Here is a 21,413-nt window from a genome sequence, read left to right as displayed (position 1 = left end):
CGAGGAAAGCCGATCCGGGACCTCGTGGGGGAACGGAGAGGGCACGGTGGGCGCCACCGTCGGACGATGGCGTTCCGTACCTCCGCGAGCTACCCGGGTCCGGTGGCCGGAACTGTTCCCCACCGGGCTTGTGGCGCGCTTGGTGGGGACTTGGGATTTACCATACGTAAGCGGTACCAAACGGACGGATCACTTCCGGCCACTCGGCGTGCGTGGCGGACCGCTCGGCCGGCCGGTTCGCGGAGGCCCGCGGCCCGGCCGAGCAGCGCGCTGTCCCGCGACGGGCGGTCCGGCCGGCGGTCCGCCCAGGTCACACCGCGGGCGATGACGCAGGCCCGCCGGAGGCCCGGCTGCGGCCAGACAGGCGCCGTACGCCGGTGGGATCACGCCGAACCGGCCGGAAAGCACCGCCCGCTCGGGCGCCGTGGCCCGGCGGAGAGAGACCCGGCCGAGATCATTCCAGGCGGAAATGCGCCACAGTCCGCGGAAGGGCGCCAACGGTCCCGGGACCCGCGGGCGAGCAAAACACCGGCTTCGCCCGGTTCCTTCGTCACGAGGTCGCCGAACGGTGTCGGATCCGGGCCGCCGCGTTCGTAGCAGAGGTGAGAGGGCGCCCGCGAGGGGCGCCCGGAGAAGGGGACGACCATGAAGCTGACGACCGTCACGAACATCTCCGTCGACGGGGTGATGCAGGGCCTCGGCGGTGCGGACGAGGACACCAGGGGCGGATTCGAGCGCGGCGGCTGGGCGCTGCCGCTGTTCGAGGGGGAGGCCGAGGCGTACCTCGGCGAGGTGTACGGGCGCGCCGGCGCCTTCCTCTTCGGCCGGTGGACCTACGAGGTCTTCGCCGGCTCCTGGGGCGTCCTGCCCGACCCCGACGACAACCCCATCGCCGGGCCCCTGCACCGGCGGCCCAAGTACGTCGTGTCGAACACGCTCACCGAGCCGCGGTGGGCCGGCACCCGCGTGCTGTCCGGGGACGTCGCGGCCGCCGTACGGGAGCTGAAGGCCGGGGGCGACGGCGAGCTTCAGGTGCACGGCAGCGGCAGGCTGGTCCGCGCGCTCCTCGCGGCGGGCCTGGTCGACGAGATCACCCTGTTCACCTATCCGGTGGTCGTCGGCCAGGGCACCCGGCTGTTCCCCGACCGCGGGCCGGACGCGGCGCTCGACCTGGCGGACCTGCGGGCCTTCCCGGGTGGTATCACGGTTCAGGTCTACCGGCCCGCCGGGCGTCCCCGGTACGCCGGTCCCGCCCGGGCGTCGTAGCCGTACCGAGCACCAGGAGAGGAACCGGGATGCAGTACCTGTTCTCCGTGATCGACCACCGGACCGCCTCCGCCACCGAGGAGGAGAGGGCCGCCATCGACGCCTTCAACGACCGGCTGCGGGCCGGGGACAACTGGGTCTTCGCCGGCGGCCTCGCCGCGCCCGGCACGGCCACGGTCGTCGACAACCGCGGCGAGCGCGCGCTGTTCACCGACGGCCCGTTCCTGGAGTCCAAGGAGTACCTGGCGGGCTTCTGGATCGTCGAGGCCCCCGACCTCGACGCGGCCCTCGCGCTCGCCGCCGAGGGGTCGCGGCACTGCAACCGCCGGGTCGAGGTACGGCCCTTCCTGTGAGCGGCGCCGACGCCGGCGACGCCCTCGCCCGCGCCCACCGTACGGAGTGGGCGCGGGTGGTCGCCGCGCTGACCCGCCGCTTCGGCGACCTCGACGTCGCCGAGGAGGCGGCGGCCGACGCCTTCGCCGCGGCCGTGGAGCGCTGGCCGGCCGACGGCGTACCGCCCAACCCGGGCGGCTGGCTCACCACCACGGCGCAGCGCCGGGCGATCGACCGGCTGCGGCGCGAGAGCCGGCGCGACGCCAAGCAGCGGGAGGCCCGGATGCTCCACGACGACACCCCGGCCGAGCCCGCCGGCGCCCTCGACGACGACCGGCTGCGGCTGCTCTTCACCTGCTGCCACCCGGCGCTGGCGCCGGAGGCCCGCGTGGCGCTCACGCTGCGCCTGGTCGGCGGGCTGACCGTGCCCGAGATCGCCAGCGCCTTCCTGGTGGGGGAGTCCGCGACGGGACAGCGGATCACCCGGGCGAAGGCCAAGATCAAGGCCGCCCGCATTCCCTACCGGGTGCCCGCGGCGGAGGACCTGCCGGCGCGTGTCTCCGGGGTCCTCGCCGTGCTCTACCTCGTCTTCAACGAGGGCTATCTGCCGACCGGCTCCGGGTCCGGCCCGCTGCGGCCCGAACTGACCGCCGAGGCGATCCGCCTGACCCGGCTGCTCCACGGCCTGCTCCCCGCGGACGGCGAGGTCGCCGGGCTGCTGGCGCTGATGCTCCTCACCGAGGCCCGGCGCCCCGCGCGGGTCTCGGCGGGCGGCGAACTCGTCCCGCTCGGCGAGCAGGACCGCGGCTCCTGGGACGCGGAGCTGGTCGCCGAGGGCCACCGGCTGGTGCGCGAGCGCCTGGCCGCGGGGGAGGCCCCGGGCCCGTACCAGATCCTCGCCGCCGTCAACGCCGTGCACACCTCGGCCCGCGACGTCCGCGACACCGACTGGGCGCAGGTCGTCGCCCTCTACGACCAGCTCGTCCGCCTCGACCCCTCGCCGGTCGTCGCCCTCAACCGGGCCGTCGCCGTCGCCGAGACCGACGGTCCGGACGTGGCGCTGGCCCTCGTCGAACGGCTCGCGGACCGGCTCGCCGGCTACCACGCCTTCCACGCCACCCGCGCCGACCTCCTGCGCCGGGTGGGCCGCGGCGGCGCGGCGCGGGCGGCGTACGACAGGGCCGTCGAACTGGCGGGCAACACCGCCGAGACCGCCTACCTGAAGCGCCGCCGCGACCGGCTGCCGTAGCGCCGCGCGCGGCTCCGTGCCGGGGCGGGGCCGGTCAGCCCGTCTCGTGGGCGGTGAAGGCGTCGCTGATCATGCGGCTGGCGAAGTCGGGGTCGTCGGTGAGGCGGTTGATGTACTCCGCGAGCAGCAGGGCCGTCGCCTCCAGGGGGTTCATCTCCCCGTCGGACCAGTCGCCGAACTGCCGGCGCCACAGGCTGGGGCTGAGGCCCGTGGCCGCGGCGACCAGCAGGGCGGACATGGTCGGGATCGTCTCGGGGCGGATGCTCGCGGGCATCATGCGCAGCGAGGCCACGAGGTTGGGCACGACGTACTCCACGACGTCCTTGTCCTGGTCCTCGTGGGCCATGCGCAGCCACTTCATGAACATGAAGATCAGCGTGCACGTGCCGTCGAGCACGTCGTCGACGCCCTTCGGGCCCAGGGCGCCGGACAGCTGGCCGACGAGCGCCCGCTGCTCGTCGTCGGTCCCGGTCCGGCCGTCGCGGATGCCCTTGAGCTGGGAGTCGACCAGCATGAGGGCGGCGCCGACATCGCCGGCGGGCGCGTACCGGGGGTCGCAGGGCGAGGTCATGGGGCTCCCTCATCGGATCATCTGCCAATGTTGCTCTACGTATGTCTACCGCAGACCCTCCGTGAGAGGGGGAGTTCGGGGTTCACTCGTTGGGGTGGCGCCCCCGGCGGGCCCGGCCTAGCGGGCGACCGCGCCGTCCTCAAGGCGCGTCTCGCCCAGGGGCGTCGCGTCGCGGAACTGCGGGAGCGTCATCGGCTTGTCGTAGAGGAAGAAGCTCTGGTTGCTGCCGACGGTGAACTCGATGTACGCGCCGGTGGTGGCGTCGAAGCCGTAGTACGCGCTGCACTGGGCGCCGGAGTAGTAGACGCCGTCCATGCCCGGCGCGGTCTTCGTCACCATCCCGCTGTTCGAGGAGTCGACCTCCTCCGGCGGGGTGAGCATGGCGCAGTACGAGACCGGCAGCCCTTCGAGGACGAAGTAGCCGTACTCCCCGTTGGCGTTCTGCAGATAGACGTACGACAGCTTCCCCGGCTTCTCCCAGTTGTTCACCCACTTGTTGATCGTCTCCCGCGTCGGCGAGTACGTCATCGCCTCCGCCGGCTGGCGCTCGACCATCCGGTCGTACCCGGACTGCTTCGTCCGCGACTCCCTGGCCTGGGAGGAGTCGTCCGTACAGGACGCGGCGGTCACCGCCAGGGCGGCGGTCGCGGCGAGGGCGGTGAGAAGGCGGGTCAGGCGGCGCACGTGGTCTCCTTCGCGTCGGTGCTCAGCTCGGCGGGCAGCCCGGCGTCCTTGAACGCCTTGCGGTGCTCCTGCCGGGACTTGGCGTTGTAGTCGTTGACCAGCTCGGACCGCGTGGCGCGGAGCGCGGTCAGGGAGGCGTTGATCTGCTCGGTGCGGTACTCGGACGGCCGGGAGTCCAGCTCGTCCCGGAGCGCGCCGATCTCGTCCTCCTTGGTCTCCACCGCGGCGCACAGGTCGAAGAACTCCTCGTACGTGGAGATGCGGAACTCGCCGGAGCCCACGGTGCGTTCGCGGGCCTCCCGCTCGCCGCGGAACGGCGCGGTGGACCAGGCCGCGCCGCCCCAGGCGAACACGCCGGCGACGTAGACGAGTGCGAGCAGCACGATCCCGGCGACGGTGTAGCGCAGGGCGCGGCCGGCCTCGGAGAACACTCGGGAGTCGGTGGGCACGGGGACCTCCTCGCGGTCGGGGCGGGGCGGCGAACGGGGGCCGGAGCAGCCGGTACGGTTCCTGAGCGCCAGGTCACCGCCGCCGTGTGACTTTGTACCGCCGGGGTTTCGGTACCCCTCCCGGGCGCGCGCCCGGCGGGTGCGCCGCGGAGGCCGCCAAATCCGTCTATCAGACCGCAGATCATTCCTTCGAGTGTTATGCACGGCCGGATGCGGGAATGCCCCGTGCCCGCTGGCACGATGATCCACAACTTCCGCCCCCGGGCCGAGACGCCCGAAGTCACCGTTCTCCAGCAGAGATTGCCGGCCCCAGCAGGAGGTACGTCGTTGTCCCGAAGCCAGGTCTCCGCAGCGCACGGCGGCGGCGCCCCGCCCCGCGACGAGCCGGGGGGCGGTGATCCGGCGGCCACCCTGCCGGTGACCGCCGGGCAGCGGGAGGTGTGGCTCGCCGAGCAGCACTCCCCGCGGCACCGCTCGGCCCTGCGGCTCGGCGAGTACCTGGAGATCGACGGGCCGGTGGAGCCGGGCCTGTTCGAGGCGGCGCTGCGCCGGGTCGTCGGCGAGGCCGACGCGCTGCGGGTGCGGCTGGTGCCGGGTCCGGACGGGCCCGTACAGGTGCTGGCGCGCGAACTCCCCTGGACGCTCGCCTTCGTCGACCTGAGCGACGCGCCCGACCCCGAGGCGGCCGGCCGGGCGTGGGCCGACGCCGACGTGGCCCGGCCCATGGACCTCGCCGCGGGGCCGCTGTTCAGCTTCGCGCTGCTCAAGCTCGCGCCGGACCGGTTCTGGTGGTATCACACCTACCACCACGCGGCCGTCGACGCGTTCGGCTACGCGCTCGTGGCCCGCCGGGTCGCCGAGGTGTACACGGAGCTGGTGCACGGCCGGGACCCGGGCCCCTCGCCCTTCGGCCCGCTGGCGGCGCTGGTCCGGTCCGACCGGGAGTACCAGCGGTCCGCGGAGCGGGCCGCGGACGGGGCGTACTGGACCCGGCGGCTGGCCGGGTGGACGCCGGGCGCCTCGTCCGCGCCCGCCGCCACGCCGTCGTCCGCCGCCGCGGATGGCACGGACGGCGCGTCCGCCGCGGACGGCTCGGACGGTACGGACGACGCGGCCGACGAGAGCGCGCGGCTGCCGAAGCAGCGGTCCACCTCCGCCGCCCCCGCCGCCGGGGACGGCGCGCCCGGCGGCCCGCTCGCCGCGCACCCCGCGCCCCAACCCGTCCCGCACACCCCGCTGCTGCCCCTGCTGCGCCCGCAGGCGCTCCGCGCCGCGGCCCGGCGCGCCGGGATCTCCCGCTTCCGCCTGGTGTTCGCCGCCGTCGCGCTCCACGAGCACCGCCGCACCGGCGCCCGCGACCTCGTCATCGGCCTGACCGTCGCCGGCCGGGTGGGCGAGGGCTCCCGCGCCACGCCCGGCATGCTGGCCAACAGCGTCCCGGTCCGCCTGACCGTGCGGCCGGACATGCCGCTGCGCGAGCTGCTGGCCCAGGTCGACCAGCGGATGCGCGAGGCGCTGGAGCACCAGCGCTACCGCGCCGAGGACCTGCACCGCGACCTCGGCCTGTCCCGCGGCCCCGGCACGGCGTACACGCCCATGGTCAACCTCATCGGCTTCGACTACGACATCTCCTTCGCCGGCCACCGCGCCACCGCCCACAACCTGTCGTTCCCGCTCGCCGCCGACCTGGTGGTCATGGTGTGGGACCGCCGCGACGGCACCGGGCCGCACATGCGGCTGCACGCGCCGCCCGGCGCCCCCGGCGCCGCGGACCTCGCCGGCACCCAGCGCCGGCTGCTCGACCTTCTCGCGTACGTCGCGGACGCCGACCCCGCCCTCCCCGTCGGCAGGCTCGCCACCCTCCCCGCCGACGAGCGCCGGCGGCTGCTCGCCCTCGGCGACGCCACCGCGGCCGCCGCGCCCGCCGCCCCGGTGGGCGCGCTCTTCGCGGCGCAGGCACGCCGGACGCCGGACGCGCCCGCGCTGCTGTCCGGCGCCACCACCGTGTCGTACGCGGAGCTGAACGCCCGCGCCAACCGGCTCGCGCACGCGCTCGCCGCCCGCGGGATCGGGGCCGAGGACGTCGTCGCCCTCGTCCTGCCGCGGTCGGTGGACCTGGTCGTCGCCGAACTCGCCGTGCTCAAGGCCGGCGCCGCCTACCTGCCCGTCGACCCCGGATACCCGCCCGCGCGGCGGGACTTCATGCTCGCCGACGCCCGCCCCGCCCTGGTCCTGGACGACCCGGGCGCCCTCGACGGCCTCGCCGCCGGGCGGCCCGCCACCGACCCGGCCGTCGCCGTCGACCCGCGCCGCCCGGCGTACGTGATCTACACCTCCGGCTCCACCGGCCGCCCGAAGGGCGTCGTCGTCCCGCACACCGGCGTCGCGTCCCTCGTCGCGTTCCACGCCGAGCGGCTGCGGATCACCCCCGGCGCCCGCTTCCCGCAGCTCGCCTCGCCCAGCTTCGACGCCTGCACCTGGGAGACGTGCGTCGCGCTGCTCACCGGCGCCGCGCTCGTGCTCGCCCCCGAGGACGACCCGCTCGCCGTCCTCACCGACCCCGGCCTCGGCGTCACCCACGCCTTCGTGCCGCCGTCCGCCCTCGCCGCGGTGCCCGACCCGGACCGCAGCCGGGTGACGACGCTCGTGTCCGGCGGCGAGCCGGTGCCGCCGGGGCTGGTCGCGCGGTGGGCCCCCGGCCGCCGCTTCATGAACGTCTACGGGCCGACCGAGACCACCGCGATCGTGACCACCAGCCGCCCGCTCACCCCCGACGGCACCGCCCCGCCGATCGGCCTGCCGCACGCCGGCACCCGCCTCGCCGTCCTCGACGGCGCGCTCCAGCCCGTGCCCGTCGGCACCGCCGGCGAGCTGTACATCGCCGGGGTGTCCCTGGCCCGCGGCTACCTGCGCCGGCCCGGGCTGACGGCGCTGCGGTTCGTGGCCGACCCGTACGGCCCGCCCGGGACGCGGATGTACCGCACCGGCGACGTGGTGCGCTGGCGCGCCGACGGGCAGCTCGACTACCTCGGCCGCGCCGACCGGCAGGTCAAGATCCGCGGCTTCCGCATCGAGCAGGAGGAGGTCGAGGCGGCGCTGTGCGCCTGCCCCGGCGTGGCCCGGGCCGCGGTCCTCGCCCGCCGCGACCCGCCCGGCGGCGAACTCCGGCTCGTCGCCTACGTCGTACCGGCCGAGGACGGGCTGCGGGCGCCCGCGCTGCGCGAGCGGCTGCGGGCCCGGTTGCCCGACTTCATGGTGCCCGCGGCGTTCGTGCTCCTCGCCGACCTCCCGCTGAACGCCAACGGGAAGGTCGACCGCGCCGCCCTGCCGCCCCCGGAGCCGGACCCCGGCGAGACCGCGGGCGCGGCGCCGCGCAGCGAGCGCGAGCGGGTGCTGTGCGGGCTGTTCGCCGACGTGCTCGGCGTGCCCCGGGTCGGCGCGGACACCGGCTTCTTCACCGCCGGCGGGCACTCGCTGCAGGCGATCCGCCTGGTCGCCCGGATCCGCGCCGCGCTCGGTGCCGACCTCGCCCTCAGCGCGCTCTTTGAGGCGCCGACGCCCGCCCGGCTCGCGGCCCGGCTGGACAGCGCCGCGCCGGCCCGTCCCGCGCTCACCCCGGACCCGGAGCCGCGCCCGGCGGCGGCCGTGCCGCTGTCGTACGCGCAGCAACGGCTGTGGTTCCTGCACCGCGCGGAGGGCCCCGGCGCCACGTACAACATCCCCCTCGCGCAGCGGTTCACCGGCGAGCTGGACCGCGAGGCGCTGGAGCGGGCGCTGGGCGACGTCGTGGCCCGGCACGAGAGCCTGCGCACCGTCTTCCCCGACCCCGACCCCGACACCGGCGGCGGCGCGCCCCGCCAGCGGATCCTCGGCGCCGCCGCGGCCCGGCCCGCGCTGCCCGTCACCGAGGTGGCCGGCGAGACGGAGCTGCGGCAGCGGCTGGCGGAGGCCGTACGGTACGCCTTCGACCTCGCCGTCGAACCGCCGCTGCGCGCGGAGCTGTTCGTGCTCGGCCCGGCCGAGTCCGTCCTCTGCCTGGTCATCCACCACATCGCCGCCGACGGCTGGTCCATGGCCCCGCTCACCCGCGACCTGGCCACCGCCTACGCCGCCCGCCGCCGCGGCCGGGCGCCCGACTGGGCGCCGCTGCCCGTCCGCTACACCGACTACACCCGGTGGCAGCGCCGGCTCCTCGGCGGCCCCGGCGACCCGGACGGCCTGCTGCACCGCCAGCTCGCCCACTGGACCGGCGCGCTCGCCGGCCTGCCCGACGAGATCGCGCTGCCCCGCGACCGGCCCCGGCCCGCCGCCGCCTCCTACCGCGGCGGCCGGGTCACCCTCCGCGTCGACGCCGAACTGCACACGGCGCTGGCGGCGCTGGGGGACCGCTCGGGCGCGAGCCTGTTCATGGTGCTGCACGCGGGCCTGGCGGCGCTGCTGACGAAGCTCGGCGCGGGCACCGACCTCCCGGTCGGCACCGTGATCGCCGGCCGCACCGACCAGGCGCTCGACGACCTGGTGGGCTTCTTCGTCAACACGCTGGTGCTGCGCACCGACACCGCCGGCGACCCGGCCTTCACCGAGCTGCTGGGGCGCGTACGGGACACCGCGCTGGCCGCGTACGCCCACCAGGACGTGCCCTTCGAGCGCCTCGTCGAGGCGCTGGGCCCGCCCCGGTCCCCGGGCCGCCACCCGCTGTTCCAGGTCGCGCTGTCCGTCGACGCCGACGACACGTCCGGGTTCACGCTCCCCGGGCTGCGCACCGAACGGCTCCGGGTGCCCACGGGCACCGCCAAGTTCGACCTGGACATCGGCATCGGCGAACGGCGCTCCGCGACCGGCGAACGCCTCGGCCTGACCGGCACCCTCGACTACGCCACCGACCTGTTCGACCACGGCACGGTCCAGGACCTTGCCGACCGCTGGGTCCGCCTGCTGCGCGCGGCCGCCGCCGCGCCGGAGCTGCCCCTCAGCCGCCTCGACGTGCTGTCCACCGGCGAACGCCGCGCCCTCACCGGCGGCGGCACGGACCCCGCCCCGGCCCCCGCGCCGCCGCCCGCGCGCACGCTCCCCGAGCTGTTCCACGCGCAGGTACGGGCCACGCCCGGGGCCGTCGCCGTCGCGGCGGGGGCGGCCACGATGACGTACGCCGAGCTGAACGTCCGCGCCAACCGGCTCGCGCACGCCCTCGCCGCCCGCGGCGCCGGCGTCGAGGACGTCGTCGCCCTCGCCCTGCCGCGCTCGGCCGACCTCGTCGTGGCGCTGCTCGCCGTCCTCAAGGCCGGCGCCGCCTACCTGCCCCTCGACCCCGGCCACCCGGCCCCCCGCCTCGCCGCCACGCTCGCCGGCGCCCGGCCCGCGCTGCTCCTCACGGACACGGACACGGCCGCCGCCGGCGTCCTCGGCACCGGGACCCCGCGGCTGCTGCTCGACGCGCCCGGGACCGCGGCGGAGCTGGCGGCCCTGCCCGGCACCGACCCCGCGCCCGCGCTGCGCCCCGGGCACGCGGCGTACGTCATCCACACCTCCGGCTCGACCGGCGCGCCCAAGGGCGTCGTGGCCCGGCACGCGGGCGTCGCCGCGGTCGCCGAGCGGTACCGGGAGCGGGTGTTCGGCCCCGCCGCGCGGCGTGCCGGCGGCCGCCCGCTGCGGGTGGCGCTGACCGCGCCGGTGTCCTTCGACGCCTCCTGGGGGCAGCTCGCCGCCCTCACCGGCGGCCACGAGCTGCACGTACCCGACCACGCCACCTACACGGACGCCGACCGCTTCGTGGCGTGGCTGACCGAACGGCGCATCGACGGCGTCGACGTCACGCCCTCGTACATGCGGGTCCTCTGCGACCGCGGGCTGTTCACGAACGAGCGGTGGCGGCCCGGGCTCGCCGTCCTCGGCGGCGAGGCGCTGCCGCCGGAGCTGTGGCGCGAACTGCGCGCGGTGCCCGGGCTGACGGCCTTCAACATGTACGGGCCGACCGAGTGCACCGTCGACTGCGTGCAGGCGCGGCTCGACGACGCGGACACGCCCGTCCTCGGCCGCCCCGTCCCCGGCGCCCGCGCGTACGTCCTGGACGCCGCGCTGCAACCGGTGCCGCCGGGCGCGACCGGCGAGCTGTACGTCGCCGGGGCCGGCCTGGCCCGCGGCTACCTGCGCCGCCCCGGCGAGACCGCCCGGCGGTTCGTGGCCGACCCGTACGGCCCGCCCGGGGCGCGGATGTACCGCACCGGCGACCTCGCCCGCCGGCGCGGCGACGGCCGGCTCGACTTCGCCGGCCGCGCCGACGACCAGGTGCAGGTACGCGGCCACCGCGTCGAGCCCGGCGAGGTCGAGGCCGCCCTCGCCGCCCACCCCGCGGTCGCCCGCGCCGCCGTGGCCGCCCGCCCCGACCGCCACGGCGGCACCCGGCTCGTCGCCTACGCCGTACCCGCCGCCGGCGCCCCCGCCGGCACCGGCACGGCCGTCGACCCGGCGGCGCTGCGCGCCTTCCTCCGCGAGCGGCTGCCCGCCCCCGCCGTGCCCGCCGCGGTCGTGACGCTGCCCGCGCTGCCGCTGACGCCGAACGGCAAGCTCGACCGCAACGCGCTGCCCGACCCCCCGGCCGCGGCCGGCGACGGCGCCGGCCGCGCCCCGCGCACCCCGTACGAGAAGACCCTGTGCGGGCTCTTCGCCGAGACGCTGGAGCTGCCCGCGGTCGGCGCCGACGACGACTTCTTCGAACTCGGCGGCCACTCCCTGCTCGCCACCCGGCTCGCCGCCCGCATCGGCGAACGGCTCGCCGTCCCCTTCCGCCTCTCCACGCTCCTGGAGGCCCCCACCCCCGCCGGACTCGCCCGGCAGCTCGGCGCCGACGGCCCGCGGGCCGCCCCCGCGTGGGTGCCGGAGACGGAGGCGAAGCTCAGCCCCGCGCTGCGGTTCGCCGCCGCCGCGCCGCCGGCCGGCGGCCCGCGCGAGGTGCTGCTGACCGGCGCCACGGGGTTCGTCGGCGCCTTCCTCCTCGCCGAGCTGCTGCGCGGCACGACGGCCCGGGTGCACTGCCTCGTCCGGGCGGGCACCGCCGCCGGGGCGCGCGAGCGGCTGGCCGCCGCCCTGCGGGCGTACGGCGCCGGCGCCGCGGCCGACGACCCGCGGATCGTGATCGTCCCCGGCGACCTCGGCGCCGTCGACCTCGGCTGTGACCCGGCGGTCCGGGCCCGGCTGCGCGACGGCGTCGACACGATCGTCCACGCCGGCGCCAGCGTCCACCACCTCTCGCCGTACGCCCGGCTGAAGCCGGCCAACGTCGAGGGCACCCGCACGTTGCTGGCGCTGGCGGCGGAGGGGCGGCCCAAGGCGTTCCACTTCCTGTCGACGCTCGGGGTGTTCCGGGCGGCCGGGCCGGACGCCGCGCCCGTCACCGAGCAGACGCCGACCGGCGGCGAACAGCACCCGTACGGCAAGGGCTACTCCGCGAGCAAGTGGGTCGCCGACCGGCTGGTGGAGCGGGCCTTCGCGCGCGGCGCGAGCGGCGGCATCCACCGCCTCGGCCGCATCTGGGCGCACTCCGCGACCGGCGCCGTCAACCGCGGCGACATGTTCTCCCGGCTCCTCGCCAGCTGCGCCGCCCTCGGCTGCCACCCGGCGGAGCCGGCGCTCGACGAGGCGCTGTTGCCCGTCGACGTCCTCGCCCGCGCCCTCGTCGCGCTGGTGCTGAGGACCGACGGCGGCCCCGGCTCCGTCCACCACCTCCACCACCCGCGCCGTACCGCCCCCGGCACCTTCATGGCCGGCCACGACCGGCTGCACGGCACCCGCTCCGCCGGGGTCCCGCTCGCCGTCTGGCTGGAGCGGCTGCGGGCGGCGGGCGAGGGCGGCCGGGAGCTGCCGATCGAGCCGTACCGCGAACACCTGGAGGGCCTCGCCGGGACGGCGCCGGGAAGACGGCCGCCGCAGCCGGCCTTCGACAACGGCGCGACCGTCCGGCGGCTGCGGGAGTACGGGATCGACATCCCGGACGTCGACGAGGCCGCCGTCGCCGCGTACTGGAGCTTCGTGCACCGCTGACGCGCGCCCGCCGTACGAGAACCGATCGTCCGCGCCGCCGCGGCGGCGCACCGCTTGAGAGAACCGGTGGTTGTCCCGATGACCTCGACGCTGGCCGCAGGCCCGCACGCCAACGGCGTGGCGGTGGCGGCACCGCACCCCCCTGCCCGCACCCGCGCCGCGGGCGCGAGACCGCGGCCGCGGTCGATCCTGCCCGGCCGCCAGCGCTGGGAGGTCGACCTCTTCCGCGGCAGACCCGGACTGGCCCGGGTCGCGGAGGCGTCGCTGCGCCAGGCCCCGGGCATCGAGGACGTGCGGGTCAACCCGGTCACCGGCCGGGTGCTCCTGCGGCACGACCGCAGCATCGGCCCGCGCGACGCCGCCCGGCTGCTGCACCTGGCCGTCGACCGCGTGCTCACCGCCCTGCACACCCCCTCCGCGGACCTGCTGGGCCGCGACCCCGGCGCCCCGCCGGACGACCCCGATGCGGCGGCCGGGCACCTGCCCGCGGCGCGCCCGCGCCGGAGTCCCGAAGGCGTGGCCCGGCGGCTGCCGAAGATCCTGGGCGCCGGCTGCGCGGCGGCGGCGGCCCTCGCCGGCGGGCCGCTCCTGCTGCGGCTCCTGCGGCGCCCGCTGCTCACCCTCGGCGCGGCCGCCGCGGCGACGGCCCTCGTCGTCCGGCGCGCGTGGGGCAGAACCGACCGGGCCCGGGAGGGCCCCGCGGGGGCCGGCCCGCGCGCGCACGCGGTCCGGCGCATCGTCGGCCGGCACCGGCGCAAGTTCGGCATCGCGACGCTGCTCTCCGCCCTGTCCACGCTGTCGGAGATGGCGCTGTTCGCCCTCACGCCCTCGATCGTGCTGCTGATCGCGCGCGGCGGCAGCGCCACCCTCGCCCGGAACGGCATCGTCGGCCTGCCCGCCCAGCTCGGCGTCCTCGCCGGCGCCGGCGCGCTCACCTGCGCCGTCATGGCGGGCACCGGCTACGCCGCCGGAGTCGCGTGGCGCAGCGTGGCCCAGGACGTCGAGGACGACTGGCGTACCCGCACCTACGCGCACGTGCAGAACGTGGCGCCGGCCGACCTGGAGAACGAGCGCGTCAGCCGCGTCAACGCCGTGCTCTCCGAGGACATCGGGCAGCTCGGCACGTTCGTCGGCACGAACATGCACGACGTCGTGCAGATGGGCGCCAGCCTGGCGCTGGTCGTACCGATGTTCCTGCTGCTCGCGCCGCAGCTCGCCTGGATCGCCTTCGCGCCGATCCCGCTCGTCGCCTGGCTGTCGTTCCGCTTCCACGAGCGCGCGGTGGCCGACACCGCCGACTGCGGCGAGCGCCGGGCGCAGCTGAACAGCCGGGTGAGCGAGAACCTGTACGCCCACACCACCATCAAGTCCGCGACGACGGAGGCGCACGAGATCGCCTGTATCGGCGAGCTGAACAGCCGGTGCAGCGAGGCCAACCGGTCCGCGGGCCGCAGCGCCGCGCTGCCGCCGCAGATCCTGCGGCTGGCCGGCGGCTCGGCGCTGGTCGGCACGGTGCTGCTGGGCGGCCGGGCCGTGCTGCGGGGCGAGCTGGCGATGGCGGCGTTCGGCCCGTTGATCGAACTCCCGGGCATCGCCATGCTGAAGCTGTCCCGCGTGGGCAGCGCCTCCGACCACTACCAGCGCACGCTGGCCGCGCTGGACCGGGTCGAGCGGCTGCACGAGCTGCCGGTGGAGCCGGCCGGGCCGGTCGTGGAGCCGGCCGGAGCGGCAGGGGCCACCGGAGCGACCGGGGCGGACGGACCGGCCGCGGCGGGCCGCGCGCTGCCGTCCGGCCGCGTGCGCGGCCGTATCGAGCTGCGGAAGGTGACCTTCGCCTACCCCGGCCGCCCGCCCGCGCTGCGCGACACCTCGCTGGTGATCCCGCCCGGCCGGACCACCGCCCTGGTCGGCACCACCGGCGCGGGCAAGACCACCGTCGCCAAGCTCCTCATGCGCTTCCGCCACCCCGCGCACGGGGAGGTGCTGCTCGACGGCGCCGACGTGCGCAGCCTGGCCCTGCCCGACCTGCGGCGGGCCATCGGGTACGTCACGCAGGAGCCGTTCCTCTTCGACGCGACGATCGCGGAGAACATCCGCTACGGCACCTTCCACGCCACCGACGCCCAACTCGTCGCCGCCGCCCGGACGGCGGGGGCGCACACCTTCATCGACAGCCTCCCCGACGGCTACGACACCAGGGTCGGGGAGCGGGGCGCGGCGCTCTCCGGCGGCCAGCGTCAGCGCGTGGCGCTGGCCCGTACCGTGCTGCGCGACCCGCCCGTCGTCATCCTCGACGAGGCCACGTCCGCCGTCGACAACGAGACCGAGGCCGCCATCCAGCGCGCGCTCCAGGTCTTCGGCGCCGACCGCACGATGCTCGTCATCGCCCACCGGCTCTCCACCGTGCAGGCGGCGGACCGCATCTACGTCATGGGCGCCGGGGGAGCGGTCGCCGAGCGGGGCACCCACGACGAACTCGTCGCCGCCGGCGGGGTCTACAGCTCCCTGTGGAAGCTACAGGCCGGCGGGCCGGGGGCCGGATAGCAGGTGGTCGTTCCTCCGGGTGGCAACGACACGCGAGCCCCCGAGCAAGCAGCTGAACCGAGACAATGGACGCCCGTTGAGAACCAGGAGCGTGGAATGACGCACGCGACCAATCCGTTCGACGACGACGAAGCCCGATTCCTGGTGCTCGTCAACGACGAGGGCGAGTATTCGCTCTGGCCGGCCTTCGCGGAGGTGCCGGAGGGCTGGAGGGTCGCCCTGCCCGAGGACTCCCGGCAGGCGTGCCTGGAGTACGTCGAGAGAACGTGGACCGACATGCGGCCGCGCAGCCTCGCCGAGGCCGCGGAGGGCGGCCGATGACGCCGCCGACCGCGCCGGCGCCGGCGGGTGCCGAGCGCGGACTCCCGCCCGCCGGCCCGCCGTACGCGACCTCCCCGGAGCTCCGCGCCGTGCTCGCCCGCCACCCCGCGCTCGCCGGCTTCGCCGCCCGCGTCACCGGCTTCCTCGACCGGCACCTCGCCGAACCCGGCACCGGGGACGCGGCCCCGCCGCCCTGGCTCGAACTGCGCGGCCACGCGGCCCGGGCCGGGCTGACGGGGTTCGACGTGGCGGCCCCCGGGGGCGGGGACGGGCACGGCGCCGGGGACGGGGCCGTGCCGCCGGGGCTGGAGCGGGTGGCACAGGGGGTCGCGATGTTCCTGGCCGGCCGGCGGGACTGCGACGCGCGCGAGGTCTTCAGCTCGGGCCACGGCGCGATGGCCCTGCGGTACGGCCCGCCCGCCGTCGCCCTCGCGGTACGCGACCGGGTGGTCGGGCGCGGCGAGCTGGCCGGCGTCGCCTCCTCCGAGCCGCACTCCGGGTCGGACCTGCGCGGCCTGCGCACCGTGGCGGTGGACCACGGCGACCACCTGGTGCTGTCGGGCACCAAGGGGCTGGTCAGCAGGGTCGAGGAGGCCGTGGGCTTCGTGGTCTTCTGCAAGGTGGTCGAGCCCGGCCACCCCGCCGCGCGGGCGGTCGGGGGCAACGGCGCCGACCGGGCCGCCGGGACCGGTGGGGCCGGTGGGGACGGAGCCGCCGGCGGCGACGGCGGCGACGGGGACCGCGCCGGGCTGCGCGACGTGCCGCTGTCGGCGCTCTGGCTGCCCATGGACGCCCCCGGCGTCCGCACCCGGACCGCCGCCCCGCTGGGCCTGCGCGGCTGGAGCCTGGGCCACCTGCACTTCGACGGCGTACGTGTCGCGCGCGGCCGGCTGCTCGGCGCGCCGGGCGACGGCCGCCGCATCTTCGACGCGCACTTCGCCGGCTGGCGCCTGATGATGGCGCTGGTCTGCCTGGGCGCCGCCACCGCCGCGGTCGACGAGGCGGTGGCGCGTACCCGCCGGCGCAGCGTCGGCAGGACGCCGCTCGCTGCCATCCCGTCCGTGGCCTCCCGGCTCGGCACCGCGACGGCGGAGCTGCAAGCGGCCACCGCGTGGTGCTTCTCGCTGCTGGAGAGCCTCGACCGGGACGCGGACGGCGCGGACGTGGCGGCCTGTTCCGCCGCGAAGGCGCTGGCCACGGACGCGGCCTACCGCGCGGTGGACCTCGGGCTCCAGCTCCACGGCAGCGACGGGTACACCTGCCACACCCCGATGGAGAAGCGCCTCCGCGACATCCGCGGCCTCCGGATCGCCGACGGCCCCAACGACGTCCTGTACAGCGTGCTGGCGCACTCCCTGCTCGAAGGGGCGCGGGCGGGGGCGCGCGTGGTGCGGCAGCGGCGGACGTGAACGGCGCTCAGGGGAGTTTGCTCCGGAGCGCGGAAAGATAGAAGGGGATTCTCTTCACGGCTTTGGGGGACACCGGGAAGGCCTCGATTTCGCCGAGCCGGTGGTCGTTGATGGTGAGCAGGTAGGCACCGTCCGCGTGGCGCAGTTCTGCGGAATAGAGGATTCCGTCGTCCCGGTTTTCATCTTCCTTCACCCGGGAAACAATAGATCACCCGGGGAAGCGGAAGATCACCTCAATCATGCGGCACTCGAAAGAGTGAATATTGGCTGGTCAGGGTGGTGACGAGGTATTTCGTCCGCTAAGCTCGGGAATGGCAGACGGGGGACGTGAACGAATTCGAGAGGGGCGGGCACCGACAATGCTTCCTGTGCTTCCCGTGTTTCTGGTTGGAGCGGCGTCCGCGCCTCTTATCAAGAAAGTGGTCAGGCCCGTCGTGCGCGGCACCATCAAGACCTCGGTCAAGCTGGCGGTCGATGTGAAACGCGCCGCGCACGAGTTCAATGAGGACATCAGCGATATCGCCGCCGAGGCGAGCGCGGAGGCATTCGCCTCGGACGTCCGGGGCGACGCGGACGTGCCGCGGCAGGGCACCAAGAAGACGCGCGCGAGCAAGGCGGTCGCGACCGACTGAGGCGGCGGAGCCGCCCCCGCGCGGGGTCCGCTTTCCCGGCGCCGACGCGACGCCGCGGGCCGGGGCGAGCGCGTGCTCCCCGCGTCCGCGGACGGCCCCGGCGCAGTGGTGGCCCGCGCCGGGGGCGTCCGCCGGGGCCGCCGGCGCCGGCCGCCTCGCCGCCGCCGAACTCACCATCGGAGAGCCGCCTCCCGAGCCGCACCGCCGCCGCCCCGGGGCGTAGGACCGGCCGGGGACGTACGCACATCCGAGTAGCCCGGGTGTCTCCCCGCGTACGACGCGCGCGCGCCGCCCCGCCGCCAGGCTGGCCGGGTGAGGACGACCGGCGGTGGGCGGGTGCCCAGTGGACACGGACCGACGAGGATCACCGGAGCGCAGCTCGGCGACACCGCCCTGGCCGCCGCGGTCACCGTGGCCGGGGCCGCCGGCACCCGGGTCGCCGGCGGCCCGGAGCGCGCGGACGTCGCCGTCGACGCCCGCGGGTACGCGCTGTTCGTCGCCGCCGCGCTGGCGCTCGCGGTGCGCCGCCGGTGGCCGGTCGCGGCGTTCGCGGCGGCGGCCGGGTGCACCGCGGCGTACGTGCTGCTCGGCTACCCGTACGGGCCGATCCTCGCCGTCTTCATGATCGCCGTGTACACCCTCGCGCGGCACGTCCCGCTGCCGGCGGCCGGCCCGTACGCGCTGGCCGCGCTGCTCGCGCTGCTGCCCCACCTGCTCACCCGCGACCACGGGCTCGGGCTGTCCGGGGCGGTCCCGGTCTCCGCCTGGGTCGTCGTGCCGTTCGCCCTCGGCTACGCCCTGCGGCTGCGCCGGGAGGCGGCGGTCAGGGCGCGGGCGGAGGCGGTCCGGCGGAGCGCGGACGAGGAGCGGTTCCGGGTGGCCCAGGAGGTCCACGACATCGTCGGCCACGGGCTGGCCGCGATCAAGATGCAGGCCGACGTCGCCCTGCACGTGCTGGTGAAGAAGCCGGCCCAGGCGGAGGTCGCGCTGGAGGCGATCAGCCGCACCAGCAGCGAGGCGCTGGAGGAGCTGCGGGCGACGCTCTCGGTGCTCCGCCGCACCGGCGACGGCGCCGAGCGCGGCCCCGGTCCGGGCCTGACCCGGCTGGCGGAGCTGCGCCGGCGGATGGCCGAGGCCGGCGTGCACGTCCACCTCGACGTCTCCGGCCGCGCCCCCGCCCCGCTGCCCGCCGCGGTCGAGCTGACCGGCTACCGCATCGTGCAGGAGTCCCTGACCAACGTGCTGCGGCACAGCGGCGCCCGGCAGGCCGCGGTGCGCATCCGCTACGAGCCCGGCGGCATCCGGATCGCCGTCTCCAACCCCGTCACCGGCGGCACCGGAGACACCGGCGCCGGATCCGGCATCGCCGGCATGCGCGACCGGGTCCTCGACCTGGGCGGCGAGTTCGCCGCCGGGCCGGTCGCCCCGGACACCTTCGAGGTGCGCGCCCGTCTTCCCACCGGAGGTGCCCCGTGATCACCGTGCTGATCGTCGACGACCAGGAGCTGGTACGCCTCGGGCTGCGTGCCCTCATCGAGAACGAGGACGGCATGGCCCTGGCCGGCGAGGCCGCCGACGGGCTCGCCGGCGTGGCCCTGGCGCGGCGGCTGCGGCCGGACGTCGTCCTGCTGGACATCCGCATGCCGGGCATCGACGGCATCGCCGCGCTCCGGCGGATCACCGCCGAACCGGACCTGGCCGCCGCCCGGGTGGTCATGCTCACCACCTTCGAACACGACGAGTACGTCTTCGACGCGCTGCGCCACGGCGCCAGCGGCTTCCTGCTGAAGGACACCCGGCCGGCCGACCTGCTGCGGGCCGTCCGCGCCGCCGTGGACGGCGGCACCCTCATGTCGCCGTCGGTGACCCGCAGGGTCGTGCGCGAGTTCGTCACGAAGGCGCCGCGGCCGCTGAAGCCGCATCCGCGGCTGGGTGACCTCACCGGCCGGGAGCGGCAGATCCTCGCCCTGGTGGGGGAGGGGCTGAGCAACGAGGAGATCGCCGGCCGGCTGGTCATCAGCCCCGCCACGGCCCGCACCCACGTCAGCCGGACCATGAACAAGCTGGGCGCGCGGGACCGGGCCCAGCTCGTCGTCTTCGCCTTCCGCGCGGGCCTCGCCGACTGAAGCGGCGAGGATGCGCGCGCCGACGCGGCGATCTGTGGCATGAACGTGCCATGCAGGACGGAGGCCGTCCGCGGGTACATTCGGCGGCGGCAGGGCTGAGCCGCCCCAACTTGCCTGATTCACCTGTGTGTTCATCCCCCACCGCGCCGAGCACCGCACCGAGCCGGGTGGCCGTTCACGCGAATGCGAGCCAGGAGGCCGACACATGTCCGAACGTTCCGCAGCCACCGCCGGCAGACACCTCTCCCGCCGGGGGCTCGTCGCGATGGGCACCGCCGCGGCCGCCGCTCCGCTGCTTCCCCGCGGCGCGGCAGCGGCGGACCGGGCGGACGCCGCCGCCGACTTCGACTTCGACACCGGCAACGCCCTCGGGTACATCTTCCCGTTCATCCAGGGGTCGCTCCGGGAGGCCATCACGCCCCTGGGCAACGACGCCACGGTGTTCGTCCACTTCTCCTCGATCGAGTGGGCGGCGTTCTTCGACGCGTACGCCCCGTACCACCCGACCGCCGTCGGCCTCTACTCGGACCTCGGGCGCCGGCCCGCCTCCGAGCGGACCACCAACAAGAACGGCAACATCGCGCTCTTCTACGCCATGCACCGGGTCCTCAACACCGTCGTCCCCTCGCATGCCGGCACCTGGCGCGACCTGCTGACCAGTGTCGGCCTGGACCCGGACGACGACCGGGAGAACACCACCACCCCCTCCGGCATCGGCAACCTCGCCGCCAGGCGGGTGATCGAAAGCCGCGTCGGGGACGGCATGAACCTGCGCGGCGACGAGGGCGGCCGCCGGTACCACCGTCGGCCCTACGCCGACTACACCGGCTACGAGCCGGTGAACACCGCCTACGAGCTGCGCAACCCGTCGCGCTGGCAGCCCGGCTTCACCACCAGCGGAAACGGCATCTTCCGCATCCAGCAGTTCGTCACCCCGCAGATGGGCCGGGCCAGGCCGTACGGCCCCGATCCGCGGAGGTTCGGCGCCCCGCCGCCGTCCGACAGCGACCACCGCGACCTGCGCGCGTACCGGAAGCAGGTCGACGAGGTCCTGGAGATCTCCGCCGGCCTGACGGACGAGCAGAAGATGCTCGCGGAGTCCTTCGACGACAAGTTCGACGGCCTCAACGTGGGCCTGGGCCTCGGACTGCGGCTGGAGGAGCTGGATCTCGGCGAGTCCGTCGTCCGCGCCACGACCGCGAACCTCGCGATGTTCGACACGCTGATCGCCATCTTCCGGGACAAGCGCAGGTACGACGCGGTGCGCCCGTTCACCGCCATCCGCCACGTGTACGGCGACCGCCACGTCACCGCCTGGGGCGGCCCCGGCGAGGGCACGGTCACGGACATGCCCGCGAGCCAGTGGAAGAGCTACCTGAACACGGCGGACCACCCCGAGTACCCCTCGGCCTCCGGCAGCCTCTGCGCGACGGGCGCCCGGATCGGCCGCCGCTTCAACGGCACCGACGAGGTGGACATCACCTACGTCTTCCCCCAGGGCTCCTCGGAGATCGAGCCCGGCCTGACCCCCGGCAGGGAGCTCACCCTGAGCTGGGACAACTGGACCGACTGGACCCGGCAGTGCGGCATGAGCCGGGTCTGGGGCGGCGTCCACTTCGTCCCGGCCGTCCTGGCGGCGGAGCAGATCGGCCCCCGGGTCGCCGACCAGTTCTACGACTTCTTCACGCACCGGCACATCCGGGGCCGCGGCTGAGCCCGGCCCGCCCGGCCGGGTGACGCGCCGGGGCGGGGCCGGGACACCCGGCTCCCGCCCCGGCGGCACGCGTTCACC

The 21,413-nt window shown here is 76.1% G+C and carries 15 protein-coding genes; 11 read left to right on the top strand and 4 right to left on the bottom strand.

What is annotated here, in order from left to right:
- Positions 1-645 precede the first annotated feature (645 nt).
- Genes ACHZ99_RS08560 through ACHZ99_RS08550 form a run of 3 tightly spaced genes read left to right on the top strand, consistent with a single transcriptional unit; the run spans position 646 to position 2,848 of the window.
- The gene (locus ACHZ99_RS08560) at positions 646-1,266 is read left to right on the top strand and encodes a dihydrofolate reductase family protein (protein ID WP_420303793.1); all 621 of its coding nucleotides are present in this window, start codon (positions 646-648) and stop codon (positions 1,264-1,266) included.
- Positions 1,267-1,295: 29 nt separating this feature from the next.
- Positions 1,296-1,619: a YciI family protein gene (locus ACHZ99_RS08555; RefSeq protein WP_420303792.1), complete on the top strand. Its 324-nt coding sequence runs from the start codon at positions 1,296-1,298 to the stop codon at positions 1,617-1,619.
- Positions 1,616-2,848 (top strand): RNA polymerase sigma factor, encoded by a 1,233-nt coding sequence (locus tag ACHZ99_RS08550; protein ID WP_420303791.1) that lies wholly within the window; start codon positions 1,616-1,618, stop codon positions 2,846-2,848. Before ACHZ99_RS08555 ends, ACHZ99_RS08550 begins: the two co-directional genes overlap by 4 nt.
- A 34-nt stretch (positions 2,849-2,882) precedes the next feature.
- Here ACHZ99_RS08550 and ACHZ99_RS08545 read toward each other — a convergent pair whose 3' ends face one another.
- The 3 genes from ACHZ99_RS08545 to ACHZ99_RS08535 all read right to left on the bottom strand — a co-directional run bounded on the left by ACHZ99_RS08545 (position 2,883) and on the right by ACHZ99_RS08535 (position 4,552).
- The gene (locus ACHZ99_RS08545; RefSeq protein WP_420303790.1) at positions 2,883-3,419 is read right to left on the bottom strand and encodes a hypothetical protein; all 537 of its coding nucleotides are present in this window, start codon (positions 3,417-3,419) and stop codon (positions 2,883-2,885) included.
- Positions 3,420-3,536: 117 nt separating this feature from the next.
- On the bottom strand, positions 3,537-4,103 hold the full coding sequence (locus ACHZ99_RS08540; RefSeq protein ID WP_420303789.1) for a hypothetical protein: 567 nt from the start codon (positions 4,101-4,103) through the stop codon (positions 3,537-3,539).
- The gene (locus ACHZ99_RS08535; protein ID WP_420303788.1) at positions 4,091-4,552 is read right to left on the bottom strand and encodes a hypothetical protein; all 462 of its coding nucleotides are present in this window, start codon (positions 4,550-4,552) and stop codon (positions 4,091-4,093) included. The genes ACHZ99_RS08540 and ACHZ99_RS08535 overlap by 13 nt, the downstream gene beginning before the upstream one ends.
- Before the next feature lie 327 nt (positions 4,553-4,879).
- Between ACHZ99_RS08535 and ACHZ99_RS08530 the strand changes: the two genes are divergently transcribed.
- The 4 genes from ACHZ99_RS08530 to ACHZ99_RS08515 all read left to right on the top strand — a co-directional run bounded on the left by ACHZ99_RS08530 (position 4,880) and on the right by ACHZ99_RS08515 (position 16,863).
- Positions 4,880-12,589: an amino acid adenylation domain-containing protein gene (locus tag ACHZ99_RS08530; RefSeq protein WP_420303787.1), complete on the top strand. Its 7,710-nt coding sequence runs from the start codon at positions 4,880-4,882 to the stop codon at positions 12,587-12,589.
- Between the two features lie 78 nt (positions 12,590-12,667).
- On the top strand, positions 12,668-15,133 hold the full coding sequence (locus ACHZ99_RS08525) for an ATP-binding cassette domain-containing protein (RefSeq protein ID WP_420303786.1): 2,466 nt from the start codon (positions 12,668-12,670) through the stop codon (positions 15,131-15,133).
- A 96-nt stretch (positions 15,134-15,229) separates the two neighbouring features.
- A complete protein-coding gene (locus tag ACHZ99_RS08520) occupies positions 15,230-15,454 on the top strand; it encodes an MbtH family protein (RefSeq protein ID WP_420303785.1) in 225 nt (74 codons plus the stop codon).
- Positions 15,451-16,863: an acyl-CoA dehydrogenase family protein gene (locus ACHZ99_RS08515; RefSeq protein WP_420303784.1), complete on the top strand. Its 1,413-nt coding sequence runs from the start codon at positions 15,451-15,453 to the stop codon at positions 16,861-16,863. The genes ACHZ99_RS08520 and ACHZ99_RS08515 overlap by 4 nt, the downstream gene beginning before the upstream one ends.
- A gap of 7 nt (positions 16,864-16,870) precedes the next feature.
- On the opposite strand, the gene ACHZ99_RS08510 is transcribed toward ACHZ99_RS08515, so the two are convergent.
- A complete protein-coding gene (locus ACHZ99_RS08510) occupies positions 16,871-17,056 on the bottom strand; it encodes a hypothetical protein (RefSeq protein WP_420303783.1) in 186 nt (61 codons plus the stop codon).
- 226 nt (positions 17,057-17,282) lie between these two features.
- Here ACHZ99_RS08510 and ACHZ99_RS08505 point away from each other — a divergent pair, with 226 nt between their 5' ends.
- From ACHZ99_RS08505 to ACHZ99_RS08490, 4 genes are all read left to right on the top strand, one after another.
- Positions 17,283-17,495 (top strand): DUF5132 domain-containing protein, encoded by a 213-nt coding sequence (locus ACHZ99_RS08505; protein ID WP_420303782.1) that lies wholly within the window; start codon positions 17,283-17,285, stop codon positions 17,493-17,495.
- 312 nt (positions 17,496-17,807) lie between these two features.
- Positions 17,808-18,971, top strand: coding sequence for a sensor histidine kinase (locus tag ACHZ99_RS08500; protein ID WP_420303781.1), 1,164 nt, complete (start codon positions 17,808-17,810; stop codon positions 18,969-18,971).
- Entirely contained in the window at positions 18,968-19,621 is a 654-nt protein-coding gene (locus ACHZ99_RS08495) for a response regulator (RefSeq protein WP_420303780.1), read from the top strand. The genes ACHZ99_RS08500 and ACHZ99_RS08495 overlap by 4 nt, the downstream gene beginning before the upstream one ends.
- 205 nt (positions 19,622-19,826) lie before the next feature.
- On the top strand, positions 19,827-21,335 hold the full coding sequence (locus ACHZ99_RS08490; protein ID WP_420303779.1) for a DUF6851 domain-containing protein: 1,509 nt from the start codon (positions 19,827-19,829) through the stop codon (positions 21,333-21,335).
- Positions 21,336-21,413 lie beyond the last annotated feature (78 nt).

Source organism: Streptomyces sp. MAR4 CNX-425 (assembly GCF_048656465.1).
In the GTDB taxonomy this organism is placed as follows: Bacteria; Actinomycetota; Actinomycetes; order Streptomycetales; family Streptomycetaceae; genus Streptomyces.
The sequence above is the reverse complement of the archived record's forward strand: the minus strand, read 5'-3'. Positions and strand labels throughout refer to the sequence as shown.